11 protein-coding genes and 1 riboswitch are annotated in these 20080 nt (G+C 44.1%); of the genes, 7 read left to right on the top strand and 4 right to left on the bottom strand.

Annotation, left to right across the window (positions count from 1 at the left end):
* Positions 1-80 precede the first annotated feature (80 nt).
* Entirely contained in the window at positions 81-830 is a 750-nt protein-coding gene (pflA, locus tag BSEL_RS10175; RefSeq protein ID WP_013172918.1) for a pyruvate formate-lyase-activating protein, read from the bottom strand.
* Positions 831-907: 77 nt separating this feature from the next.
* Positions 908-3148, bottom strand: coding sequence for a formate C-acetyltransferase (gene pflB, locus BSEL_RS10170; RefSeq protein ID WP_049773726.1), 2241 nt, complete (start codon positions 3146-3148; stop codon positions 908-910).
* Between the two features lie 379 nt (positions 3149-3527).
* Here pflB and BSEL_RS10165 point away from each other — a divergent pair, with 379 nt between their 5' ends.
* Complete coding sequence (locus BSEL_RS10165; protein ID WP_013172915.1) at positions 3528-3785, top strand: hypothetical protein; 258 nt, start codon at positions 3528-3530, stop codon at positions 3783-3785.
* Between the two features lie 58 nt (positions 3786-3843).
* Here the strand turns inward: BSEL_RS10165 and dapA are convergent, their stop codons facing one another.
* Positions 3844-4731, bottom strand: coding sequence for a 4-hydroxy-tetrahydrodipicolinate synthase (gene dapA, locus BSEL_RS10160; RefSeq protein WP_013172914.1), 888 nt, complete (start codon positions 4729-4731; stop codon positions 3844-3846).
* 107 nt (positions 4732-4838) lie between these two features.
* Positions 4839-5022: riboswitch (Lysine riboswitch) on the bottom strand.
* Positions 5023-5167: 145 nt separating this feature from the next.
* Here dapA and BSEL_RS10150 point away from each other — a divergent pair.
* Entirely contained in the window at positions 5168-6283 is a 1116-nt protein-coding gene (locus BSEL_RS10150; RefSeq protein ID WP_013172913.1) for an NAD(P)/FAD-dependent oxidoreductase, read from the top strand.
* Positions 6284-6346: 63 nt separating this feature from the next.
* Positions 6347-7018, top strand: a complete 672-nt coding sequence (locus tag BSEL_RS10145; RefSeq protein ID WP_013172912.1) for a TVP38/TMEM64 family protein — start codon at positions 6347-6349, stop codon at positions 7016-7018.
* A 5-nt stretch (positions 7019-7023) separates the two neighbouring features.
* On the opposite strand, the gene BSEL_RS10140 is transcribed toward BSEL_RS10145, so the two are convergent.
* Positions 7024-8067: an FUSC family protein gene (locus BSEL_RS10140; protein ID WP_013172911.1), complete on the bottom strand. Its 1044-nt coding sequence runs from the start codon at positions 8065-8067 to the stop codon at positions 7024-7026.
* Positions 8068-8277: 210 nt separating this feature from the next.
* Between BSEL_RS10140 and addB the strand changes: the two genes are divergently transcribed.
* The 4 genes from addB to BSEL_RS10120 are packed head-to-tail and all read left to right on the top strand — an operon-like array spanning position 8278 to position 20006.
* Positions 8278-11751, top strand: coding sequence for a helicase-exonuclease AddAB subunit AddB (gene addB / locus BSEL_RS10135; protein WP_013172910.1), 3474 nt, complete (start codon positions 8278-8280; stop codon positions 11749-11751).
* A 2-nt stretch (positions 11752-11753) separates the two neighbouring features.
* Positions 11754-15488, top strand: a complete 3735-nt coding sequence (gene addA, locus BSEL_RS10130; protein WP_013172909.1) for a helicase-exonuclease AddAB subunit AddA — start codon at positions 11754-11756, stop codon at positions 15486-15488.
* Complete coding sequence (locus tag BSEL_RS10125) at positions 15485-16654, top strand: metallophosphoesterase family protein (RefSeq protein WP_013172908.1); 1170 nt, start codon at positions 15485-15487, stop codon at positions 16652-16654. The genes addA and BSEL_RS10125 overlap by 4 nt, the downstream gene beginning before the upstream one ends.
* The gene (locus BSEL_RS10120; RefSeq protein ID WP_013172907.1) at positions 16641-20006 is read left to right on the top strand and encodes an AAA family ATPase; all 3366 of its coding nucleotides are present in this window, start codon (positions 16641-16643) and stop codon (positions 20004-20006) included. The genes BSEL_RS10125 and BSEL_RS10120 overlap by 14 nt, the downstream gene beginning before the upstream one ends.
* Positions 20007-20080: the final 74 nt, after the last annotated feature.

The raw sequence follows: 20080 nt of genomic DNA, 5'->3' as shown, positions 1-20080 counted from the left end.
GACAATAGGCATGAAAAATCCCCTCCAGCACATCAGTTGGAGGGGATTACTTTTCGTACGATTATACAGATAGCAAGATATTAATAGACCGGCACGTTCCCACTGTATTGTCTGATGATATTTCTTGCCTTTTCAGTCTCTGCAGCACTTGGGGTTTCCGTATCTCCGAGAGGATAATCAAGATTCATCTCTTCCCATTTATAAACACCCATCCTGTGATAAGGAAGTATCTCAATTCGATCGACGTTTTTCAAGGTCGCAATGAACTGTCCGAGATCATGCAAATCTTTGGACTCATCTGTTTTCCCTGGGACGAGAACATGGCGAATCCAAACGGGTATATTGCGATTTGACAAGTCTTCCGCAAAAATCCTGATGTGGCGATTCGAAACACCTGTCAAATCACGGTGTTTTGCATCGTCCATTTGTTTCAAGTCGACAAGGAACAGATCTGTTACAGTCAATAATTGTTGAAAATCTGACTGAAATGCATCTTGGTTGGAATAACAGCCGCCTGAACTGTCAATGGCGGTATGAACCCCAAGGCTTTTCAGTTCCGTAAACAATGCTGTCAAAAAAGGGACCTGCAAAAGCGGTTCGCCGCCGCTCACAGTAACTCCGCCACCAGAAGCATTCATGTAAGGGATGTACTTCTTGATGTCCTCAATCAACTCCTGAACAGACATATCGGTTCCTGCTTCTCTGTCCCATGAATCGGGATTATGGCAGTATTGGCACCTCAACAGACAGCCCTGCGTAAAGATCATATATCGGATCCCGGGTCCATCAACCATACCTGTTGTCTCAATGGAATGAATACGACCGTTCATGATGAAAAACCTCCTGATTGAAAAAGGGGGGAGAAAAACGTTGTTTTTCTCCCATCCTCTCTTACATATAGATTGTCTTACATAGACTCGTGGAATGTTCGGTTGATAACATCAATCTGCTGTTCACGAGTTAATTTAATAAAGTTGACTGCGTATCCGGATACACGGATTGTCAGCTGTGGGTATTCTTCAGGGCGCTCCATGGCATCCATCAGTGTTTCCCTGTTAAAGACGTTGATATTTAAATGGTGACCGTTCTTTACGATATAACCATCAAGGATTGCTGAAAGATTGGCTCTTTGCATGGCATCCTCTTTACCCAAAGCCTTTGGTACAATGGAGAATGTATTGGAGATGCCGTCAAGCGCATCTTTATATGGCATTTTCGCAACAGAGTTCAATGATGCTAAAGCGCCTTTCGTATCACGTCCGTGAAGCGGGTTTGCACCTGGTGCAAATGGTTCACCGGCTTTTCTTCCACATGGTGTGTTACCGGTCTTTTTACCGTAAACGACATTGGAAGTGATCGTCAAGATCGACATTGTCGTTTCAGCGTTGCGATAAGTGGCATGCTTTTTCAGTTTCTGAGAAAAGACCTCAACCAGTTCTTTGGCAATCATGTCAACCCGGTCATCATCATTCCCGAATTTCGGATAGTCGCCTTCTGCTTCATAATCAACAGCAAGACCATCTTCATCACGGATTACTCGGACTTTTCCGTGTTTGATTGCACTGAGTGAATCTGCGGCAACTGACAAACCTGCAATACCAGTAGCCATCGTGCGGCGAACATCTCGGTCATGAAGCGCCATTTCGATACGCTCATAGCTGTACTTGTCATGCATATAGTGAATGATGTTCAGTGTATTGATATAGAGGCCTGCGAGCCATTCCATGACCTGATCAAAGTTATGACGAACTTCATCATAATCAAGGTATTCAGACGTGATCGGCTCAACGCCCGGAGTGACCTGGACTTTAGCCATTTCATCCACTCCACCGTTAATCGCATAGAGAAGCCCTTTTGCGAGATTCGCACGTGCGCCGAAAAACTGCATCTGTTTTCCAATTGTCATTGCTGATACGCAGCAGGCAATTCCGTAGTCATCGCCGTATTCCGGACGCATCAGATCATCATTTTCATACTGCACGGAGCTTGTCTCGATAGACATCTTTGAGCAATAGAGCTTAAACGCTTCTGGAAGATCCGGAGACCAAAGTACAGTCAGGTTCGGCTCTGGAGCCGGTCCAAGATTGTGCAGAGAGTGGAGGAAACGGAAAGAGTTCTTCGTTACCAGAGGGCGTCCATCTTCACCGATACCGCCAATAGATTCTGTAACCCATGTCGGATCCCCGCTGAAAAGATCGTTATACTCAGGCGTTCTTGCGAATTTCACAAGACGAAGCTTCATAATGAAATGATCAACAATTTCCTGCACTTCCTGTTCGTTAATGAGACCTTTACTCATATCTCTCTCAACGTAAATGTCGAGGAATGTTGATACTCGTCCAAGACTCATTGCAGCACCATTTTGTTCTTTAACTGCAGCAAGATAGCCAAGATAGAGCCACTGGAATGCTTCAACTGTATTCATTGCAGGACGATTCAAATCGAATCCATACATTTTTCCGAGTTCAGCAAGTTCTTTCAATGCTCTCAGCTGTTCTGCCATCTCTTCACGAAGCTGAATATTTTCTGATGACATGACGCCTTCCGTTACTTTCATTTCTTTCTTTTTCTCTTCAATCAGGAAATCCACACCGTACAGTGCAACACGACGATAGTCGCCAATAATACGTCCGCGTCCATATGCATCAGGAAGTCCTGTAATAATACCGACTTTACGAGCAAGCTTCATTTCTGGGGTATACGCATCGAACACACCCTGGTTATGGGTTTTTCGATTATTTGCAAAAAAGGCTTCCACCTCAGAATTCAATTCATAACCGTAGGATTCCAATGAGGCTTTTGCCATTCTCAATCCGCCAAATGGCTGCATGGATCGTTTGAAAGGTACATCTGTCTGAACACCCGTGATTTTTTCCTTGCTCTTGTCAAGGTATCCTGGCCCATGAGAAACAATAGAAGAAACAATTTCCGTGTCCATGTCGTAAACTCCGCCGCGTTCCCGCTCAAGTCGGGACAGTTCCATAACCTGATCCCAAAGAGAAGAGGTGGCTTCAGTTGCTTCTGTTAAAAACGATTCATCGCCTTCATACAGAGAGTAGTTTTTTTGAATGAAGTCACGTACATCAATTGTGGACTGCCAGTTGCCTGCCTGAAAAGATTCCCATGCCGGTTGTTGTAAAGTTTCCATAGTCATACTCATAATTAACGCCTCCAGAAAATATTTTATTCGTTCAATCTGAATGACTGCTGTTGTGAAATCAATCACTTATTGATCTAACTTAAGTATAGTGGATTTCCCACCGAAAACAAACAGGTAAATGTGACGGTCTAATGACAATAACACAGATTCATCATTCAAATGAAACAGATTCTATTTTTCATTTCTTGCATTTCGCTCTCCTTATCAAAAATACTTATATAACAGACTTTGTTTATGAAAATAGAAAAAAATGAGCTGTACCAATAGCATGATACAGATTAAAATAATCGGTATATTAATATGTAACAGTTTATAGGTTTTCATTATGATTCCATCAAGGTATACTGACAGAAAGGGAGGTGTCCTGATGGAACATGATAACTATTTTAAATTAAAGGATGAATTTATTCCTCTGTTGCCTGAACCGGAAAGGAACATTTACAAACAGTTCAGACTCGTGGAACAGGAATTCACTAAATTTCACGGCAGTCTTATTGTGAACGGGAAAAATGCGATTCAGGAAACGGCTATCAGACTGAACATGAACGAACAGGACGTCAAACGTTACGTATTAAGCGCATCCAGAAAACTGCAACGAATGCTTAACGATCCACAAAGTACTTAAAACGAAAAAAAGACACCGGTTTGACTGGTGTCTTTTCGCTTCTGATAAATAGTTTCGTTTATACAGCAGAAGAGTATATTTTATATGTCAAGAGCCTGTGAATCGTCTCTTTTTCCTCATCATCAACGGGTACGATCGGTAAACGGACAGATCCGGTTAAAACTCCTATCATCTCAAGTGCTGCTTTTACAGGGGCAGGGCTGGGTGCAATAAACATTCCGTTCATAATCGGTACGAGGTGTCTGTGAATCGCTGCAGCCTCCCTGAACTTGCCTTCCTGAAAGAAGTCGATCATTTGTTTCATTTCGTCGCCTACAACATGAGAGGATACAGAAACAACCCCGTTTGCCCCAACAGACATTGCCGGAAGTGTAAGACTGTCGTCGCCACTGTATACAGAGAACTCTTCCGATGTTTGTTCAATGATCTCAGAGATTGCGTCGAGATCACCACTAGCCTCTTTTACGGAGACAATATTCGGGATTCTTGAGAGCCTGATTGTCGTCTCTGGCAAGAGATTGACACCTGTCCGCCCTGGCACATTATAAAGCATGACAGGCAGGGTCGTAGACGTGGCAATGGCTTTGAAATGTTCATACATCCCTTGCTGATTCGGTTTATTATAATAAGGGGCCATCAGCATTACACCATCAGCGCCGGCAATCTCAGCCATTTTCGTCAGTTCAAGCGCCATGGCTGTGCTGTTTGTCCCGGTTCCTGCAATGACAGGTATACGGCCGTTAACGGTATTTACACAAAAACGGAATAAAGCGTTCTTTTCATCGATAGATAAAGTAGGCGCTTCTCCAGTAGTACCCGAAATGACAATCGCATCCGAACCCGTTCGGATCAAGTGTTCAATCAGTTGTTCTGTCCGTTCAAAATCCACTTCCATGTCGTCGTTAAACGGCGTAACCATCGCAGTAATCATTTGTCCAAAATTCATATTGCAACACCTCTATTCATAAATTTCGCCTGTGGCGATTGAATAGAGCTATTCTGCTGAAACAAAAAAACAGCATGAGAGCTCATGCTGCCGGATCATCGGTTCCAGCGTGAGATAGCTCCCCATACAGCCATATGGCTGTACGACAGTTCTGGTCCTGTTCGGAATCAGATCCAGTGGACAAACAGTTGAATGCAGATCCACTTCGGCAATACACCCTTTCATTCCGAATCGCAGGATTTCAACATCCTCAACGGACATACTGATGTGCATTGCTCCTCTACTCTCACTTCCTTCAGAAGTCAAGAATATCTTTTATGTTCACAGCAACCTTATCAAATATTCATCGATAGTGCAAGCTTCTCAAAGGATTTGCGTTTCTCTTGCCCGCCTGTTTTAATGTGAGGAGTTACATCAAAATAAGGAGTGGGGATACGTGTCAGATTATATTATTATTGGCGGTGGCATTGTAGGCGCATCTGCCGCTTATCATCTGTCAAAAACAGGAGCAAAAGTAACTGTCATAGATAAGGGCGTAAAAGGGCAAGCAACAGACGCTGCAGCGGGTATTATCTGTCCATGGCTTTCAAAGCGCAGAAACAAAGCCTGGTATAATATCGTGAAGGAGGGAGCCGCTTATTATCATACGCTGATTCCTGAACTTGAAGAACTGACTGATTTGAATACCGGTTATGTGAATAACGGTACGATTGCCATCGATACCGAATGGTCCAAGCTCGAAGAGAAGTTCAACAGAGCCATAACAAGAAGGGAAGAGGCCCCTGAGATCGGTGATATTCAATACTTGGACGAACAGGAAGTCCAAAGCATGTTTCCACTCGCAGCCAACTTATACAGAGGCGTCTATGTATCAGGGGGAGCCAGGGTCGACGGCCGAAAACTTCGGGACGCCTTAATCATGGGCGCGGTCAAACTGGGTGCCGTTCATATCAGAGGGGATGCAACGGTAACACCTACAGGCGACCACCGGTTTATTGTCAGAACAGGTTATGATGAGAAGGAAACACCGAATGTTATTATGACGCCTGGCGCATGGGCTAACTCGGTATTTAAAGGGAAGCGGCTGAATATGAATCTCAGACCGCAAAAAGGGCAGATTCTTCATGTGAAGCTGCACGGTATAAAGAATGATCATTGGCCGGTTGTCTTACCGCCAAATGATTATTATGTCTTACCGTTTGAGGATGGCAGAATGGTAATTGGGGCAACCAGGGAGGAAAATAAACACTTTGATACGACAGTAACGATGGGCGGTATGCATGAAATTCTCTCCCGTGTTCTCCCGTTTGCTCCGGGATTTCAAGATGCTGAAATCCTCGAAATGAGAACCGGGATACGCCCGTTTGCAGGAAATTCAGTACCTGTTTTTGGCGAATTTCCCGAATTGCCCGGACTTTATACCGCAAATGGGTTGGGCTCCAGCGGTTTGACCTCAGGTCCATTTGTCGGAGCGGAATTGGCACGAATGGGTTTGAAACAGGAAACGACCCTGAAACCCCGGGATTACGATATCTCTGAATTAATGAAGTGATGTGTAACATGTTTCGAAAACAGGTATAGGACAATAACCTGAACTGAAAGGACGATTCATTTCATGCCTTGGAAACTCTTATTAAAACTGATGCTATTCGCGGTAATTGCCGGTTTGTTATATATGTTTTTTGAGCACTTTTCCACGACGGGACCCGAACAGATTCAGACATTTATGCTCAGCTTCGGTATTATTGCACCATTGGTCTTTATATTGCTTTTTGCGCTCCGCCCGTTTGTTCTGTTTCCTGCCTCGATCATGGCAATGGCGGGCGGGCTCTCATTCGGACCCATTATTGGACCCGCAGTAACCTATATCGGGTCGCTTGCAGGTGCTGCACTCTCGTTTTTTATCATGAGAAAGGTCGGCCATAAAATCAGAGCTAAAAAATGGTCCGGAAGAGGCGAGGTCATTCAGCAGAATATCGAAAACAATGGTTTTTTCTACATTACTGCACTACGAATCATCCCCGTCATCAATTTTGATTTTCTGAGTTACCTGTCAGCCTTATCGAGAGTGAAATTTCATATTTACTTCAGAGCGACCATGGTCGGTATCATTCCCGGCACACTGGCCTTTAACTTTCTCGGCGCGTCGATCGTTGACTTGAGTCCTGCCATGATCAGTATGACCGCAGCCACTTTTTTAATCGCATTTACAATCCCGGTACTGATCAGGAAAAAAATGAAGCAAAAAAACATGGATATCGACCTGTTGCCGGACGAACAGCTTTAAACCCTTCATAGCGAAGGGTTTTTTTGCTGTGAATACAAATCACCGAGAATTTCAAAAGAAGAAAGCAGCTCATAAAAAAACCGTGTATTATGATTTAAATAATGGTTTTTACCGATTGCCTGATCCTGTTCTGACTGGCCATACTCATAGCGGAGCGCCTGATCAAGCTCATGAATGATCTTGAAGTGCTCGTCCGAAATACCTTCTTTCTCATTTTCATGGTAGTAATCAATCGTAGGCAAAAGTCTTGCGATTTCGTCAAGAAGCTCCCGTTCAATCAGTGTCAGTTCCTGAATTCTTCCGAGAAACTGCAAGTTGCCAAGGTGAAGCTCAAGGCGATGAAGGAGATCCATGCGTTCCCTTAAAATCAAGAAATTCCGGTGATTTTTGAAGCGGAACCGGTGGACCCTCAGTTCTTTTCGCTGAAAACCCATGAGCTGATCGGTTTTCGCCAACGAACGTTTGAATTTCATATAGTGCATCGTGTCCACGTTCACATTTTGAGTCATACTGTAAGGCAGCACCAACCCTTGTAAAACGCGCTTCGCTTCATCAATATGGACAAAAGTCTGATGATGAATCCGTTTAAAATAATTCGCAGGAAAAATGGTGATGTTTACGATGGAAGAGACACTGATCCCGATCATTGTTGTGCTCAGCCTGGTCAAAAACTGCATAAAAAGGGGACCGTCGAGTTCCGGAATCATTGCAACTGCAGTAAGAGTTGCAACCAGTGTACCGTCAAACAGTTTCAGTTTTTGACAAAGATAAATTGTACCGAGTGCCGCTATTGTGTAAGTGGCAAACGTCTCTCCAAGAAAATAAACAGACAACGTTGCAATTCCGGCCCCTATTGCAGCCGCGGGAAACCGGACTATTCCTTTCCGGACGGAGTCATAAGTATTCGGTTCGATGGTTACAATGGCTGTAATAACCGCATAAATAGCAGGGAGATTAAACCACAGGCAAATAAAGGATGTCACCGCAACAGCAATCCCTGTTTTCATCATGCGCTGGCCGATCAGGAAGGATTTAAAGAATGATTTCACGGAACTCACCACATTTTATCGTTTATTTTGTCCTGTTCAGGATTGGTGAACAAACAGGCGCATGATTTACTTGATGCATGCAGGATAATCAAATAACAACTGTTTATCCACTTTAACAGTATAGCAAAAATAACCCCTTAAAACAGTTTAAATCAATGACAGAATCTGCTATAATATTATTACGAACATACGATTGCATGGAGGTGCTTTATGACGTTGCAGATGATTACAGGAAGATCCGGCAGCGGGAAGTCCAAATATTTAGAGGATGTTTTTATCGATGAGGAAATGAAAGACCCGTCAGGACCGCCTTTACTTTATCTCGTACCTGATCAGATGACGTTTCAGGCAGAAAAAAGATTCTTGAAGCGACTGGGCAAAGGAACGACCAGAATTCGGGTTACCGGGTTCAGCCGCCTTGCACATATGATCATTCAGGAACAGGGTGGTGGAGCCCTTGTTCACCTGAAACAGACGGGTGTCAATATGTTATTACGAAAAATAACAGAGGATCACAAGTCCGAATTCAGAGTGTTTGAACATGCAACGGGTACGGCAGGATTTATAGACAAGCTCGAATCAATGATTACGGAATGCAAACGTTACAACCAAAGTGCCGAAGATATAGAAGCGATGGCAGAGGACGAATCACTCCCGGTCGGGCTGAAAGACAAGTTATATGATCTGTCTTTGATTATGAACAAGATTAGTGAGCAAACAGCTTCTGTACGCCTTGCATCAGAGGATGACTTTTCTTTGGCTATTGAACAGGTGAAGTACTCTGAGATGCTGAAAGAAGCAATGATAGCAGTTGACGGTTATCATCATTTCAGTCCTTTGGAAGAGGCTTTTTTACATGAACTGATGACGTCATCAAAGCAAGTCATCATGGCACTGACGCTTGATAAATTGCCCTCTGCAGATGAAGAGCTCGACCCGTTTGACTTATTCTTTGAAACAGCAAACACGGCACAGCGTACCCTGATCGCTGCAAATCATTTGCAAATCGGATTAAAACCAGCTGTTCATTTTGAAGAACGGACCCGTTTTCAAAAGAAAGGGCTCCGTCATTTGGAGGCAATGAGTAATCAAAGGCCTGCAGATCCGTCTGATGATCACAGTGGAGTCAATATAGTCGCTGCTGTGAACAAGCGTGCTGAGATTCGATTTATCGCAAGAGAGATTCGTAGGCTTGTCCGTCAAGAGAATTACCGCTACAAAGATTTCGCCGTTCTATCAAGAAATCCCGATGACTACAGGGATTTGATCGAACACATTTTTGAAGAGGAACAAATCCCCGTCTTCGTTGATGCAAAGCGCAGTGCCATTCATCATCCGCTGATTGAATTTGTCAGATCCTTACTTGATATTGTTTCTAAGAATTGGAGATATGACGATGTGATCCGTTGCCTTAAAACGGAATTAACATTTCCCATTGACCAGTCAGTGACGAGGGAACATCTTGATACATTCGAAAATATCACACTGGCTCTCGGTTTGAATGGTTATCAATGGTATGACTACGAACAATGGAACAAGAGGCTTCAATTTTATCGGGCGGCAAAAGAGGGCGAAGAAGATCACACCATCACACTCATGCATGACCTTCATAAAATCATGGTTGATCCATTGATTCAGTTTCATGACAAGATAACCTCTCAAAACACCGTCAACTCAATTATCGAGGCACTTTTCAATTTACTGGTGGCATTATCCGTACCGGAAAAACTTGCCTCTTTCAGGGACCAGGCGCTTGATAAAGGCCGGCTTCAGGAGGCAAGAGATCACGATCAAATCTGGAAAGAATTGATCAGTATTTTCGATCAGGCATCAGAAGCCTGCGGACAAGATAAGATGAACCCGATCACGTTCAATAACATGCTCGACACCGGGCTTGAGAGTATCTCCTATTCGATCATTCCACCGGCTTTGGATCAGGTAGTTGCTGCATCGATGGCCACATCGAGACTCAGTGATATCTCCTGCACGTTTTTGATCGGTGCAAACGACGGTGTCATTCCGATGCCTGCTGAAGAGTCGGCTTTTATGTCTGATCGTGAACGGGTTACGCTGCTCGAAAGCGGACATGAATTGGCACCGGCTGCTGAGAGACAACTATTAAATGAACAGTACCTTGTTTACCAGGCTCAGACAAGTCCAAAAGACAGGCTTATCATTTCTTACCTCTTAAGTGATGATGAAGGCAAAGCGAAGCAACCTTCGATTATTCTGAATCATGTTAAAGAGATGTTCCCGGCACTTAAAACCGAAATTGCCGTTGAATCACCCGCCGATCTCGACATCAGTGATGAGGATGATTATTTCATCTCATCTCCAGAAGGCACACAATCTTTTCTGACGGAGCGACTCCAAAGATGGAAACGGGGCTATCCGCTTCCGGACATCTGGTGGTCAGTGTACAACTGGTATATGAGTGAACGTACTTATGCCCCGACGGTCAGAACATCACTGACCAGTTTGTTTTATGATAACAACCCGGGTTCACTTAGCAAAACGGCAGCGCGGGGACTTTATGGTCAAAAAATGACTGCCAGCGTTTCCCGCCTTGAACAATATTATTCCTGTGCATTCAAACAATTTGCCAACTATGGACTCCGACTCAGAGAGCGGGAATATTTCCGTCTCGATGCACCGGATATCGGCATTCTGTTTCATGATGCTTTAAAAGAGTTGACAGCGAACCTCAAACAAGAAGGGCGTTCATTCACAGAACTGTCAGAACCGGAGGCGGTGAGACGATCAAAAAACATCGTTGAAAATTTGGCTCCTAAAATCAACCGAAACATACTGAAAAGCTCCTTCAGACTCAGATACATCCTCTCCAAGCTTGAACAGGTCGTTATTCGTGCTGCGATGATCTTGATGGAACAGGCAAAACGGACTGGTTTTCAGCCAGAGGCAGTTGAGCTCGGCTTCGGTACAGGTAGCGATCTCCCTCCATTATCCTATACACTTGATGACGGAACAACGGTCGAGCTGGCTGGGAGAATTGACCGTGTGGACAGTGCAAACACGCCTGAGGGATTTTATATCCGTGTCATTGATTACAAATCGAGTAAAACAGATCTTTCTTTATCAGATGTGTATTACGGACTTGCGATGCAAATGCTCGTCTATCTCGATGCCATTATGAAAAATGCAGCCTATTTTTCCAATGGAGAAGACGTTATTCCAGCCGGAATGCTTTATTTTCATGTCCATAACCCTGTCATCAAATCTGATTCCGGTAAACTGACACCCGAAGAAGCTGCCCAGCGAATGTTAAAAGAGTTTAAAATGAAAGGGCTGATCTTAAACGAGGAAGAAGCTGTCGATCTGACAGACCTTACAATGGGGGATTCAGCCGACTCCGATATCGCACCGCTGAAACGAAATAAAAATGGCAGTCTTGCAAAAAAATCAAAAGTCATTGACCGTGAACATCTTGAAGCAGGACGACGCTTTATCGAAACTCAAATCAAACAGGCCTCCAGTGCCATTCTGAGCGGGGATATTGCCATCAATCCATACAGACGTTCCAATCAAACGCCATGCACGTTCTGTTCATTCAGATCACTGTGTCAATTTGATCCGGCACTCCCGGCGAACAGCTACAGAGATTTAAAAAAACTTTCGGATGATCAAGTGATCAACATGATTCAAACCCGGGAGGAAGGAGAATAATTATGCATATTCAACCAAAACCCGCCAACTCAAAATGGACAGACGACCAATGGCGCGCCATTTCTGCAGAAGGGAATAATCTCCTCGTCGCAGCGGCAGCCGGAAGCGGGAAAACGGCCGTACTCGTTGAGCGGATCATCCGTAAGATCACTGATGAAGAAAATCCTGCAGATTTGGACAGACTATTGATTGTGACCTTTACGAACGCTGCAGCTCAGGAAATGCGGCACAGAATAGGTGAGGCTCTCGAAGATAAGATTTCAGAACAGCCCAGATCCCTTCACCTCCGCAGGCAGCTGAATCTTCTTCATAAAGCTCCGATTTCCACGCTTCATTCCTTTTGCATGAGCATTGTCCGTGATTTTTATTATGTAACAGACATCGATCCGTCATTTCGGATTCTTGATGAGACAGAAGGGGTTTTGCTGAGGGATGAAGTGCTTGAAGAATTATTTGAAGAAGCCTATTCAAGCAAAAATCCGGACGGTTTTTATGACATGGTGGAACGGTTTTCCAATGACCGAAGTGACGAGGGACTCAAACAGGTTTTGCTCGCTGTTTATCACTTTTCTCTCAGTCATCCGAAACCATTCGAATGGCTTCAATACGCAGCGTCCCTTTATGACAAGGCCGGAAGTGGGGATGTTTTCGAACTCCCATGGTTTGATGAATTGACCGGCATTGTGAAAGAGAACCTGTCACAATCGGTTTCCTTTCTCTCCGAGGCATTGCAACTGATCGACAGCCACGAGGGGTTTGAGCCATACCGGGATGCAGTGGCATTCGAATTGGATCAGGCCAAAAATATCCTGGAGACTGATCATCCAGGTACAGCAATTGACCGATTATCATCTGTCACATTTCCACGTTTGAAACCATTATCTAAAAAAGTGGAATTTGATCCCGAAATTCAGGAGAAGATAAAGCAATTGAGAGACAAGGCTAAGAAAACCGTTGATGATTCAAGGTCAGCTTACGCCCTGAATTCGCTCGACGATGCATTGAACGATCTTGGTGCTTTAGCAGAACCGGTCCGAGAACTTGCGAAAACCATTCAACGGTTCGAGAAAAAATACGCCATTAAAAAAAGGGAAAAAGGGGTTGTTGATTTTAGTGACCTTGAACATTTCGCCCTGAAAATTCTTACTTCGTCGTTAAAAGGTGAACCGATTGCCAATCAATACAGCAATTATTTTCAAGAAGTGATGACTGACGAATATCAGGATACAAACAGAGTACAGGAGGCGATCCTGTCTCAGGTTTCTAATTCATCCAACCGCTTTATGGTTGGAGATATTAAGCAGTCGATCTACCGTTTTCGCCTTGCGGAGCCCGGAATCTTCCTTGACAAGTACAGACGATATACATCAGACGGTTCCGGAGAGGGCATGGTTATCGATTTATCCATGAACTTCCGAAGCAGAGATGAAATCCTGTCTGCTGTTAACTATGTTTTCCGGCAAACCATGGATGAACGTGTCGGAGAAATCCGTTATGATGATGCTGCTTCATTAGTCACGGGAAATCATCGTTTCCCGGAGGTGTTCTCACCGCTTGTTCATGTTCAACTGGTCAATGTAGCCGAAAATGAATCCGAGACCGAACCTCATCAAACCCCGGATTCTGATTCCGACGAGAAGGAACAGGATTTATCAGCTGCACAGGCAGAAGCGCGCTCGATGATTGCATCAATCAAATCCATGACTGAATCGTCTTCAGTCTTTGATCCTTCAACAGGCCATGAGCGGCCTGTTTCATACAGGGATATTGTCATTCTCGTCCGTTCAATGACCTGGGCAGATACCTTTATGGAAGAGTTTAAAGCAGCAGGCATACCGATGTATGCAGATTTATCGAATGGGTATTTTACAGCCATTGAAGTTCAAATCATGATCGCCCTTCTGAAGATAATTGATAATCCAAAACAGGATGTCCCTTTGGCATCGGTTTTACGTTCGCCGATTGTCGGTCTTTCAGCTGATGAGATGGCCGAAATCCGCATCGACCTGCCATCGTCTGACTTCTTCTCCGCCATACATCATTATGCTGATCAAGATCAGGTTGAAAACGAATCGTTGCAAATAAAAGTGAAATCCTTTCTCACAAAACTGGATGAATGGCGATCATCCGCCAGATCAACAGCCCTCTCCTCGTTAATCTGGAAACTGTACCGCGATACCGGCTATTATGACTATGCCGGGGGGATGCCTGGCGGCAAACAGAGACAAGCCAACCTGAAAGCTCTATACGACCGTGCAAAAGCCTATGAGAAAACGAGTTTCCGCGGTTTATACCGCTTTTTGTCCTTCATTGCGAAAATGCAGGAAAGAGGGGATGACCTCGGTGAGGCAAGAGCGATTGGCGAACAGGAAGATGTCGTGCGACTTATGACCATTCATAAAAGCAAAGGCCTCGAATTTCCGATCGTCTTCATTCCAGGTATCAATCGTGAATTCAATCAGATGGATTTAAGAAAATCCTATCTTATGCATCAGAAACACGGCTTTGGCACACAATGGTTTGACCCCGAACTTCGGGTCCTGTATCCGTCCGTCCAACATGAATTGATGAAAGAAATCTCCCGGCGTGAGATGCTCGCCGAAGAGATGCGGGTGCTTTATGTCGCCATGACGAGAGCGAAAGAACAACTGCACCTGATTGGCTCCGGTAAAAACCTGCCTGATCAATTGGAAAAATGGGTGAATGCCGGTGATGATGAAGGGCCACTGATCCCTGTTCCACAGCGTCTGAGATCAAAGCGGTATGCAGACTGGATCATCCCGGCAATTGGACGCCACCCGGATATTCAACAATGTTTGCGTGACCAGACTGCAGATATCCCGATTCCTTCGACAATTCTTGACGACCGCTCAAAATGGTCGATGACGTTAACACAGTCAACAGATTTACCACAGTATGTGGGTGATCTTCAACCTGAACAGCATACGATCATTGATCAACTGGCAAAAGGTGCACCAGTCAAATCAGACCCTGCACTTGATCTTGAGGTCAAAGAGCGGTTCGAGTGGAGCTATGCCCATAAAGAAGCCACACAATATCTTGCAAAACAGACTGTATCAGAATTAAAGCAAACCCTTGATTCAGATTATGGGAGTGACGACTTTGTCCGTCATTTCACTCCTGATTTTGCTGAGAGACCGGCATTTATGCAACAGAAAAAGCTGAAACCTGCGGAAAAAGGAACGCTCGTGCATCTTGTCATGCAGCTTGTCAATCTCAAACAAACCTCAAATAAAGAAATCCAAGCTCAGTTGAAACAGTGGGTCAATGAAGATCGGCTGACACATGAAGAAGCCGATCAGTTACCTGTGGAGCAGATAGCCCGTTTTTTTCAAACAGAGACCGGTGCGGAGATGAAGGAGGCCAAACTGGTATGGAGAGAGCTCCCATTCAGTTTCGAAGCCCCTGTAAAAATGGCGTATCCCGATTGGGAAGGACCTTCGGACGAACATGTATTCATACAGGGAATGGTTGATGCACTCTATCAGTCAAATGACGGAGAGCTCGTCCTTGTTGATTATAAAACAGACAGAATTCCTGAACATCTCCAGGATGATTCGGCCATCGGAGCTTATTTTATAAATCGCTATCAGACTCAGATTAAGTTATACTCTGCAGCTATTAAGGACAGTTGGAAACAAAACATCGACAAAGCCTGCCTTTATCTTGTGGAGAATGGCATGATTGTAACCATTGATCAGGAGGTTTTAGAATGAGGGTTCTTCATACAGCGGATTGGCATTTCGGACGCACAATCGAAGGAAGAGACAGACATGACGAGCATGAAGCATTTATCGACGAACTGTGTGGAATCGTCCATGAAGAGGAAATTGATGTGGTTCTGATCGCCGGAGACATTTACGATTCGGTTAATCCACCTGCAAAGAGTGAGCGGCTGTTTTATGACAGCCTCTCACGTTTATCTGATTTCGGGAAACGGACCGTAGTTGCAATCAGTGGCAATCACGACCACCCTGAACGGCTTTCAGCAGCAAGTGCGATGCTAGAGCGTCACTCAGTTTATATCCAGGGACAGCCTACACTACATCCGCTAACGGTGGATATTAAAGCAGCCGATCAGACCTTGTGCGTCCCATGGCTACCCTATCCATCGGAATCAAGGTTGAAAGAGGTATTAGCTGAAGAAGCTGACGACAAAGTGATCCGGGATGCTTACAACCAAAAAATCCGTTGGATGTTCGGCGAACTGACAAAGAACCTCTCTAAAGACCATGTCAATATTGCGATGAGTCATGTTTTCGCAGCAGGAGGGAACGGTTCCGATTCAGAACGCCCAATCGAAGTCGGCGGCTCGTACACAATTGCTTCGGATTCCTTTCCATCCAACGTGGACTATACGGCACTCGGTCACTTGCACAGACCTCAAACACTAAAGCACACCATCCGCCCTGCAAGATACGCGGGTTCACCGCTTGCTTTCAGTTTTGGCGAAAGAGGCGTTGCAAAATCAGTAACGGTTCTCGATATCACCCCCGGCCATGAACCCGACATACGGGAAATTCCAATCAGTTCAGGAAAACAGCTTTTGAGATGGGAAGCTGTAAATGGCTTCGATGAAGTGTTTCATTGGATGAACGAACGCAGAGACTTTGGTGCATGGATTGATTTGAAAGTCCACCTTGAACAGGCACCATCAGCCGAGACCATTGCCAAAATCAAAGAGCACTATCCTGGAATCCTGATTATTCAGCCTGTCTTTCCAGATATGCAATCACCTGAAACGCGAAGAGCAGAATTATCCATTCGGGAATTATTTGATATGTTCTATAAAAAACAAATGGGCGGAGCTGAGCCCGACGATCGGCTGAGATCGCTTTTTATAGAACTAGTCGAGGAGGATCCGACCGATGAAACCCATTGAACTGTCATTGAAAGGGATTCACAGTTTCAAAGAAACACAGACAATCGATTTTGAAGAACTGACAGAGGCCGGTCTATTCGGCATTTTCGGACCTACAGGAGCGGGGAAATCGACGATTCTGGATGCAATTACACTCGCCCTGTACGGTAAAGTTGAGCGGGCTCCCGTGAACAAAGAAGGCATCATCAATCATGCATCAGACGAAATGTATACAGCTTTCATCTTCACCCTGGGTACCGGCAACCATCAGACATCATATAAAGCCGAGCGATCGTTCAAACTGCAAAAAAACGGTTCCGTCAAACAGACTGTTTCAAGGCTGATTAAAGGAGTCAATTCTCCGGTAACGCTTGCTGATAAAGCATCAGATATGGATAAATCAGTTATAAAACTATTAGGACTTGAGCTTGATGATTTCACAAGAGCTGTGGTTCTCCCCCAAGGGAAATTCTCAGAATTTTTGACTCTGAAAGGGACTGAACGACGTAAAATGCTGCAAAGACTGTTTCACCTTGAAAAATACGGCGATCGGCTCAATGCAAAACTGAAGCATAAACTTGATGATACAGCCCATCAATTAGCTGTCATCAAGAGTGAACAGGCTGGACTCGGTGACGCGTCAAAGACTATGATCTCAGATCAGAAAAAAGAGTTTGAAAATCTTAAAAAAGAACAGATAATGAAAAAAGAACAGTTTTCAAAGAACAGTGATGAGCTGAAAAAAGTAGAGCGGTGGGATGAGCTTTCAATAAAACTGAAAGCTGTTCAATCGGAACTGTATCAATTTGAACAGGACGCGGCTGAAATGGCTCACGAAGAGGCAAGATTAAATCAAGCCGAAACGGCACTGAATGGACAAGAACGGGCAAGAACAATCCTTGATTTACACAGGGATATCGAAGCCTTGCAGCAAGACATTCAAACACAGCTGAAACAAAAAGATGTTGTGCACAATGAGTATATCGAGGCCAAAAAAACTAAAGATTCTTCAGACAAACAAATGCAAAGTGAAAAACCGATTCTTGAAAAGCAATATGACGAAGCGGATCAGGCAATCCGGTTGATCGGGGATCGAAAAGAACTGACTGACAAACATACAAAATTGCAAAATGAAGAAAAGGAACTCCAATTTTCCATAGAACAGCTAAACAATACACTTCGTCACCATCAGCATGACCTGGCACGATATGAAAAAGAGGTTCAAAAACTGAAAAAAGATCTCGAAACATACACGATCTCAGAGGAAGACAAGCGGCTCGTCAATCAAACTGAACACATTATCAGTCAGAAAAAAGACTTGAACAATCGAATCATTACATTAAACAAGAACCTGCTGGATATTACAGAGAAACAGAAAGAAACGAAAAAACAAACAGAACAAATCGAGAAAGAAAAGGAGCTGTGTCAAAATAAACTGCATGACCAATATGGTAAACTGCAGTTTTGGTATGACGCCTTCTCTTCCTACAAAAGAACACTGGAATCAGCGAAACTGATTATAACAGATAACAGAAATCGTCGGCAGAAACATCACCAGGAATCTCTTCTTGCAGAAATCCGTGATCGACTGAATCCTGACGAACCTTGTCCATTATGCGGTTCCGTCCATCATGAAGTGAACCATCTTGAAGCTTTTGAAAATGCAGATGAACACATTCCTTCACTCGATACATTTGTCGGGGAAGTTGACAGACTTACTGATGAAGTCAATACTCATCGGATTAAACTTGAGTCAACAGCGGAAAATATCCCTCTTTCTCCAGAGAACACCTCAATCGAAAGCGGTGACGAAGTAAAGGTGCCTGACTTGTATGCGAATGATTTCGAAGAAGGCTTGAGACGATTGAAGCAGACCATGCATGCATCTGCTCAAACGATCGGCAAACTTTACAGTGATGTTCATGAAACCCTCTCTCAGTTACGCCATCATCAGGATCAGCTGATGACATCGAAAGAACGGCTTTCAGGTATCGAAGAACAGAAAAAACAACTGATAATGGAGCACAGCCGTACCGATGGGGAAATGAAAGAAACAGAAATCGAATGGCGCAAACATACGGCTTCCATTCCATTTAAACAAGCAGAAGCTGTTGTCCAATCACTTAAAGAGAAAAAAGAGCTCTATCATAGAATCCTCGGCCGCCTCGAAAATGCAAGGCCTGCGATCGAAAAGAAAAACGCTTTGATCAACCAGTCAAATGAAGAGCTCTACAAACTCCAGGTCAAAAAAACAGCTGCCGAAACGAAACTGGCGTTTCAACTTGAACAAATCGAAACCATTGATAAATCTGTTCAATCACTAACAGATGGTGAACAACCGGAAGACATAAAAAAGCGCGTTTCCGAAAAAATTCTGTATTTAAAAGAGAGGTTCGAGAAAGCTGATCAGGATGTTCAACAAAAAGAAAAGGACTTGCAACGTATATCGAATGAGCTTATCCGTCTCGAAAGCAATCTTGAATCAAAAAACTCGTTTCTCAATGAACAGGAACAATCCTTTCATAACTGGCTTGATGAGACATCATTCAAAGATGCAAAAGATGTGCTAGAGCATACTGTCCCAAAAGCTGAACTCGAAAAACAAAAAGAAAGGTTAAATGAGCGAAAGGAAGCATATAAAAACAGTCAGGAATCATACCGGACAATAAAAAACGAAATGGACAATTTGCAGTTGACTGAAGCAGCGAGAGAAGAAATTCGACAGGAATCGAGACGCCTGGAAAAAGAAATGGAAGACCTGTATGATCGGGTAGGCCGTAAAAAACAAGAAATCGAAAGTCTCGTTAAAAGGGCTGAACGTTATGACGTTCTCGAAAAAGAAAGAATGACAGTTGTTTCACTATTGGAAGATTTGGAAAAACTGCAGATTGTGTTTCGGGGAAAACAGTTCGTTGAATTTATCGCTGAGGAGCAGCTGATACAAGTAAGTCGCCTTGCATCAGAGAGGCTGTATGAGTTAACAAAAGGAAAATTCGCTATAGAGATCGATTCAGATGGCGGTTTTGTAATTCGTGATGATGCAAACGGAGGTATAAGAAGGCCTGTATCCAGTCTTTCTGGAGGAGAAACATTTATCACCTCTCTTGCGCTTGCTTTGGCCCTCTCCATGACCATTCAGTTAAAAGGTCAGCATCCTTTGGAATTTTTCTTCTTGGATGAAGGATTCGGGACATTGGACGAACACCTTCTCGAAACGGTTATTGGAGCATTGGAACGGCTGCAGACCAGCGATTTATCCGTCGGAATAATCAGCCATGTAAAGGAGCTCAGAGAGCGCATCCCAAGAAAACTCCTGGTTACATCATCTGTCCCTGGAGGAGCAGGAAGCAAAGTCACTATCGAACATTTATAGATGATGATTTATGTACTATGCATACAGTGTCATTGTTCGCCGAATTGTCACGGTTATCACTCCACAAGTTGATC

The sequence above is a fragment of the [Bacillus] selenitireducens MLS10 genome (genome assembly GCF_000093085.1).
GTDB lineage: Bacteria > Bacillota > Bacilli > Bacillales > Salisediminibacteriaceae > Salisediminibacterium > Salisediminibacterium selenitireducens.
Note: the sequence above shows the minus strand (reverse complement) of the source record. Positions and strands in the feature narration are given on the sequence as shown.

Bases quoted from the DNA above. Each gene is read 5' to 3' on its own strand.
- pflA (WP_013172918.1), bottom strand. From the start codon at position 830: ATGAACGGTCGTATTCATTCCATTGAGACAACAGGTATGGTTGATGGA.
- pflB (WP_049773726.1), bottom strand. From the start codon at position 3,148: ATGGAAACTTTACAACAACCGGCATGGGAATCTTTTCAGGCAGGCAAC.
- BSEL_RS10165 (WP_013172915.1), top strand. From the start codon at position 3,528: ATGGAACATGATAACTATTTTAAATTAAAGGATGAATTTATTCCTCTG.
- dapA (WP_013172914.1), bottom strand. From the start codon at position 4,731: ATGAATTTTGGACAAATGATTACTGCGATGGTTACGCCGTTTAACGAC.
- BSEL_RS10145 (WP_013172912.1), top strand. From the start codon at position 6,347: ATGCCTTGGAAACTCTTATTAAAACTGATGCTATTCGCGGTAATTGCC.
- addB (WP_013172910.1), top strand. From the start codon at position 8,278: ATGACGTTGCAGATGATTACAGGAAGATCCGGCAGCGGGAAGTCCAAA.
- addA (WP_013172909.1), top strand. From the start codon at position 11,754: ATGCATATTCAACCAAAACCCGCCAACTCAAAATGGACAGACGACCAA.
- BSEL_RS10125 (WP_013172908.1), top strand. From the start codon at position 15,485: ATGAGGGTTCTTCATACAGCGGATTGGCATTTCGGACGCACAATCGAA.
- BSEL_RS10120 (WP_013172907.1), top strand. From the start codon at position 16,641: ATGAAACCCATTGAACTGTCATTGAAAGGGATTCACAGTTTCAAAGAA.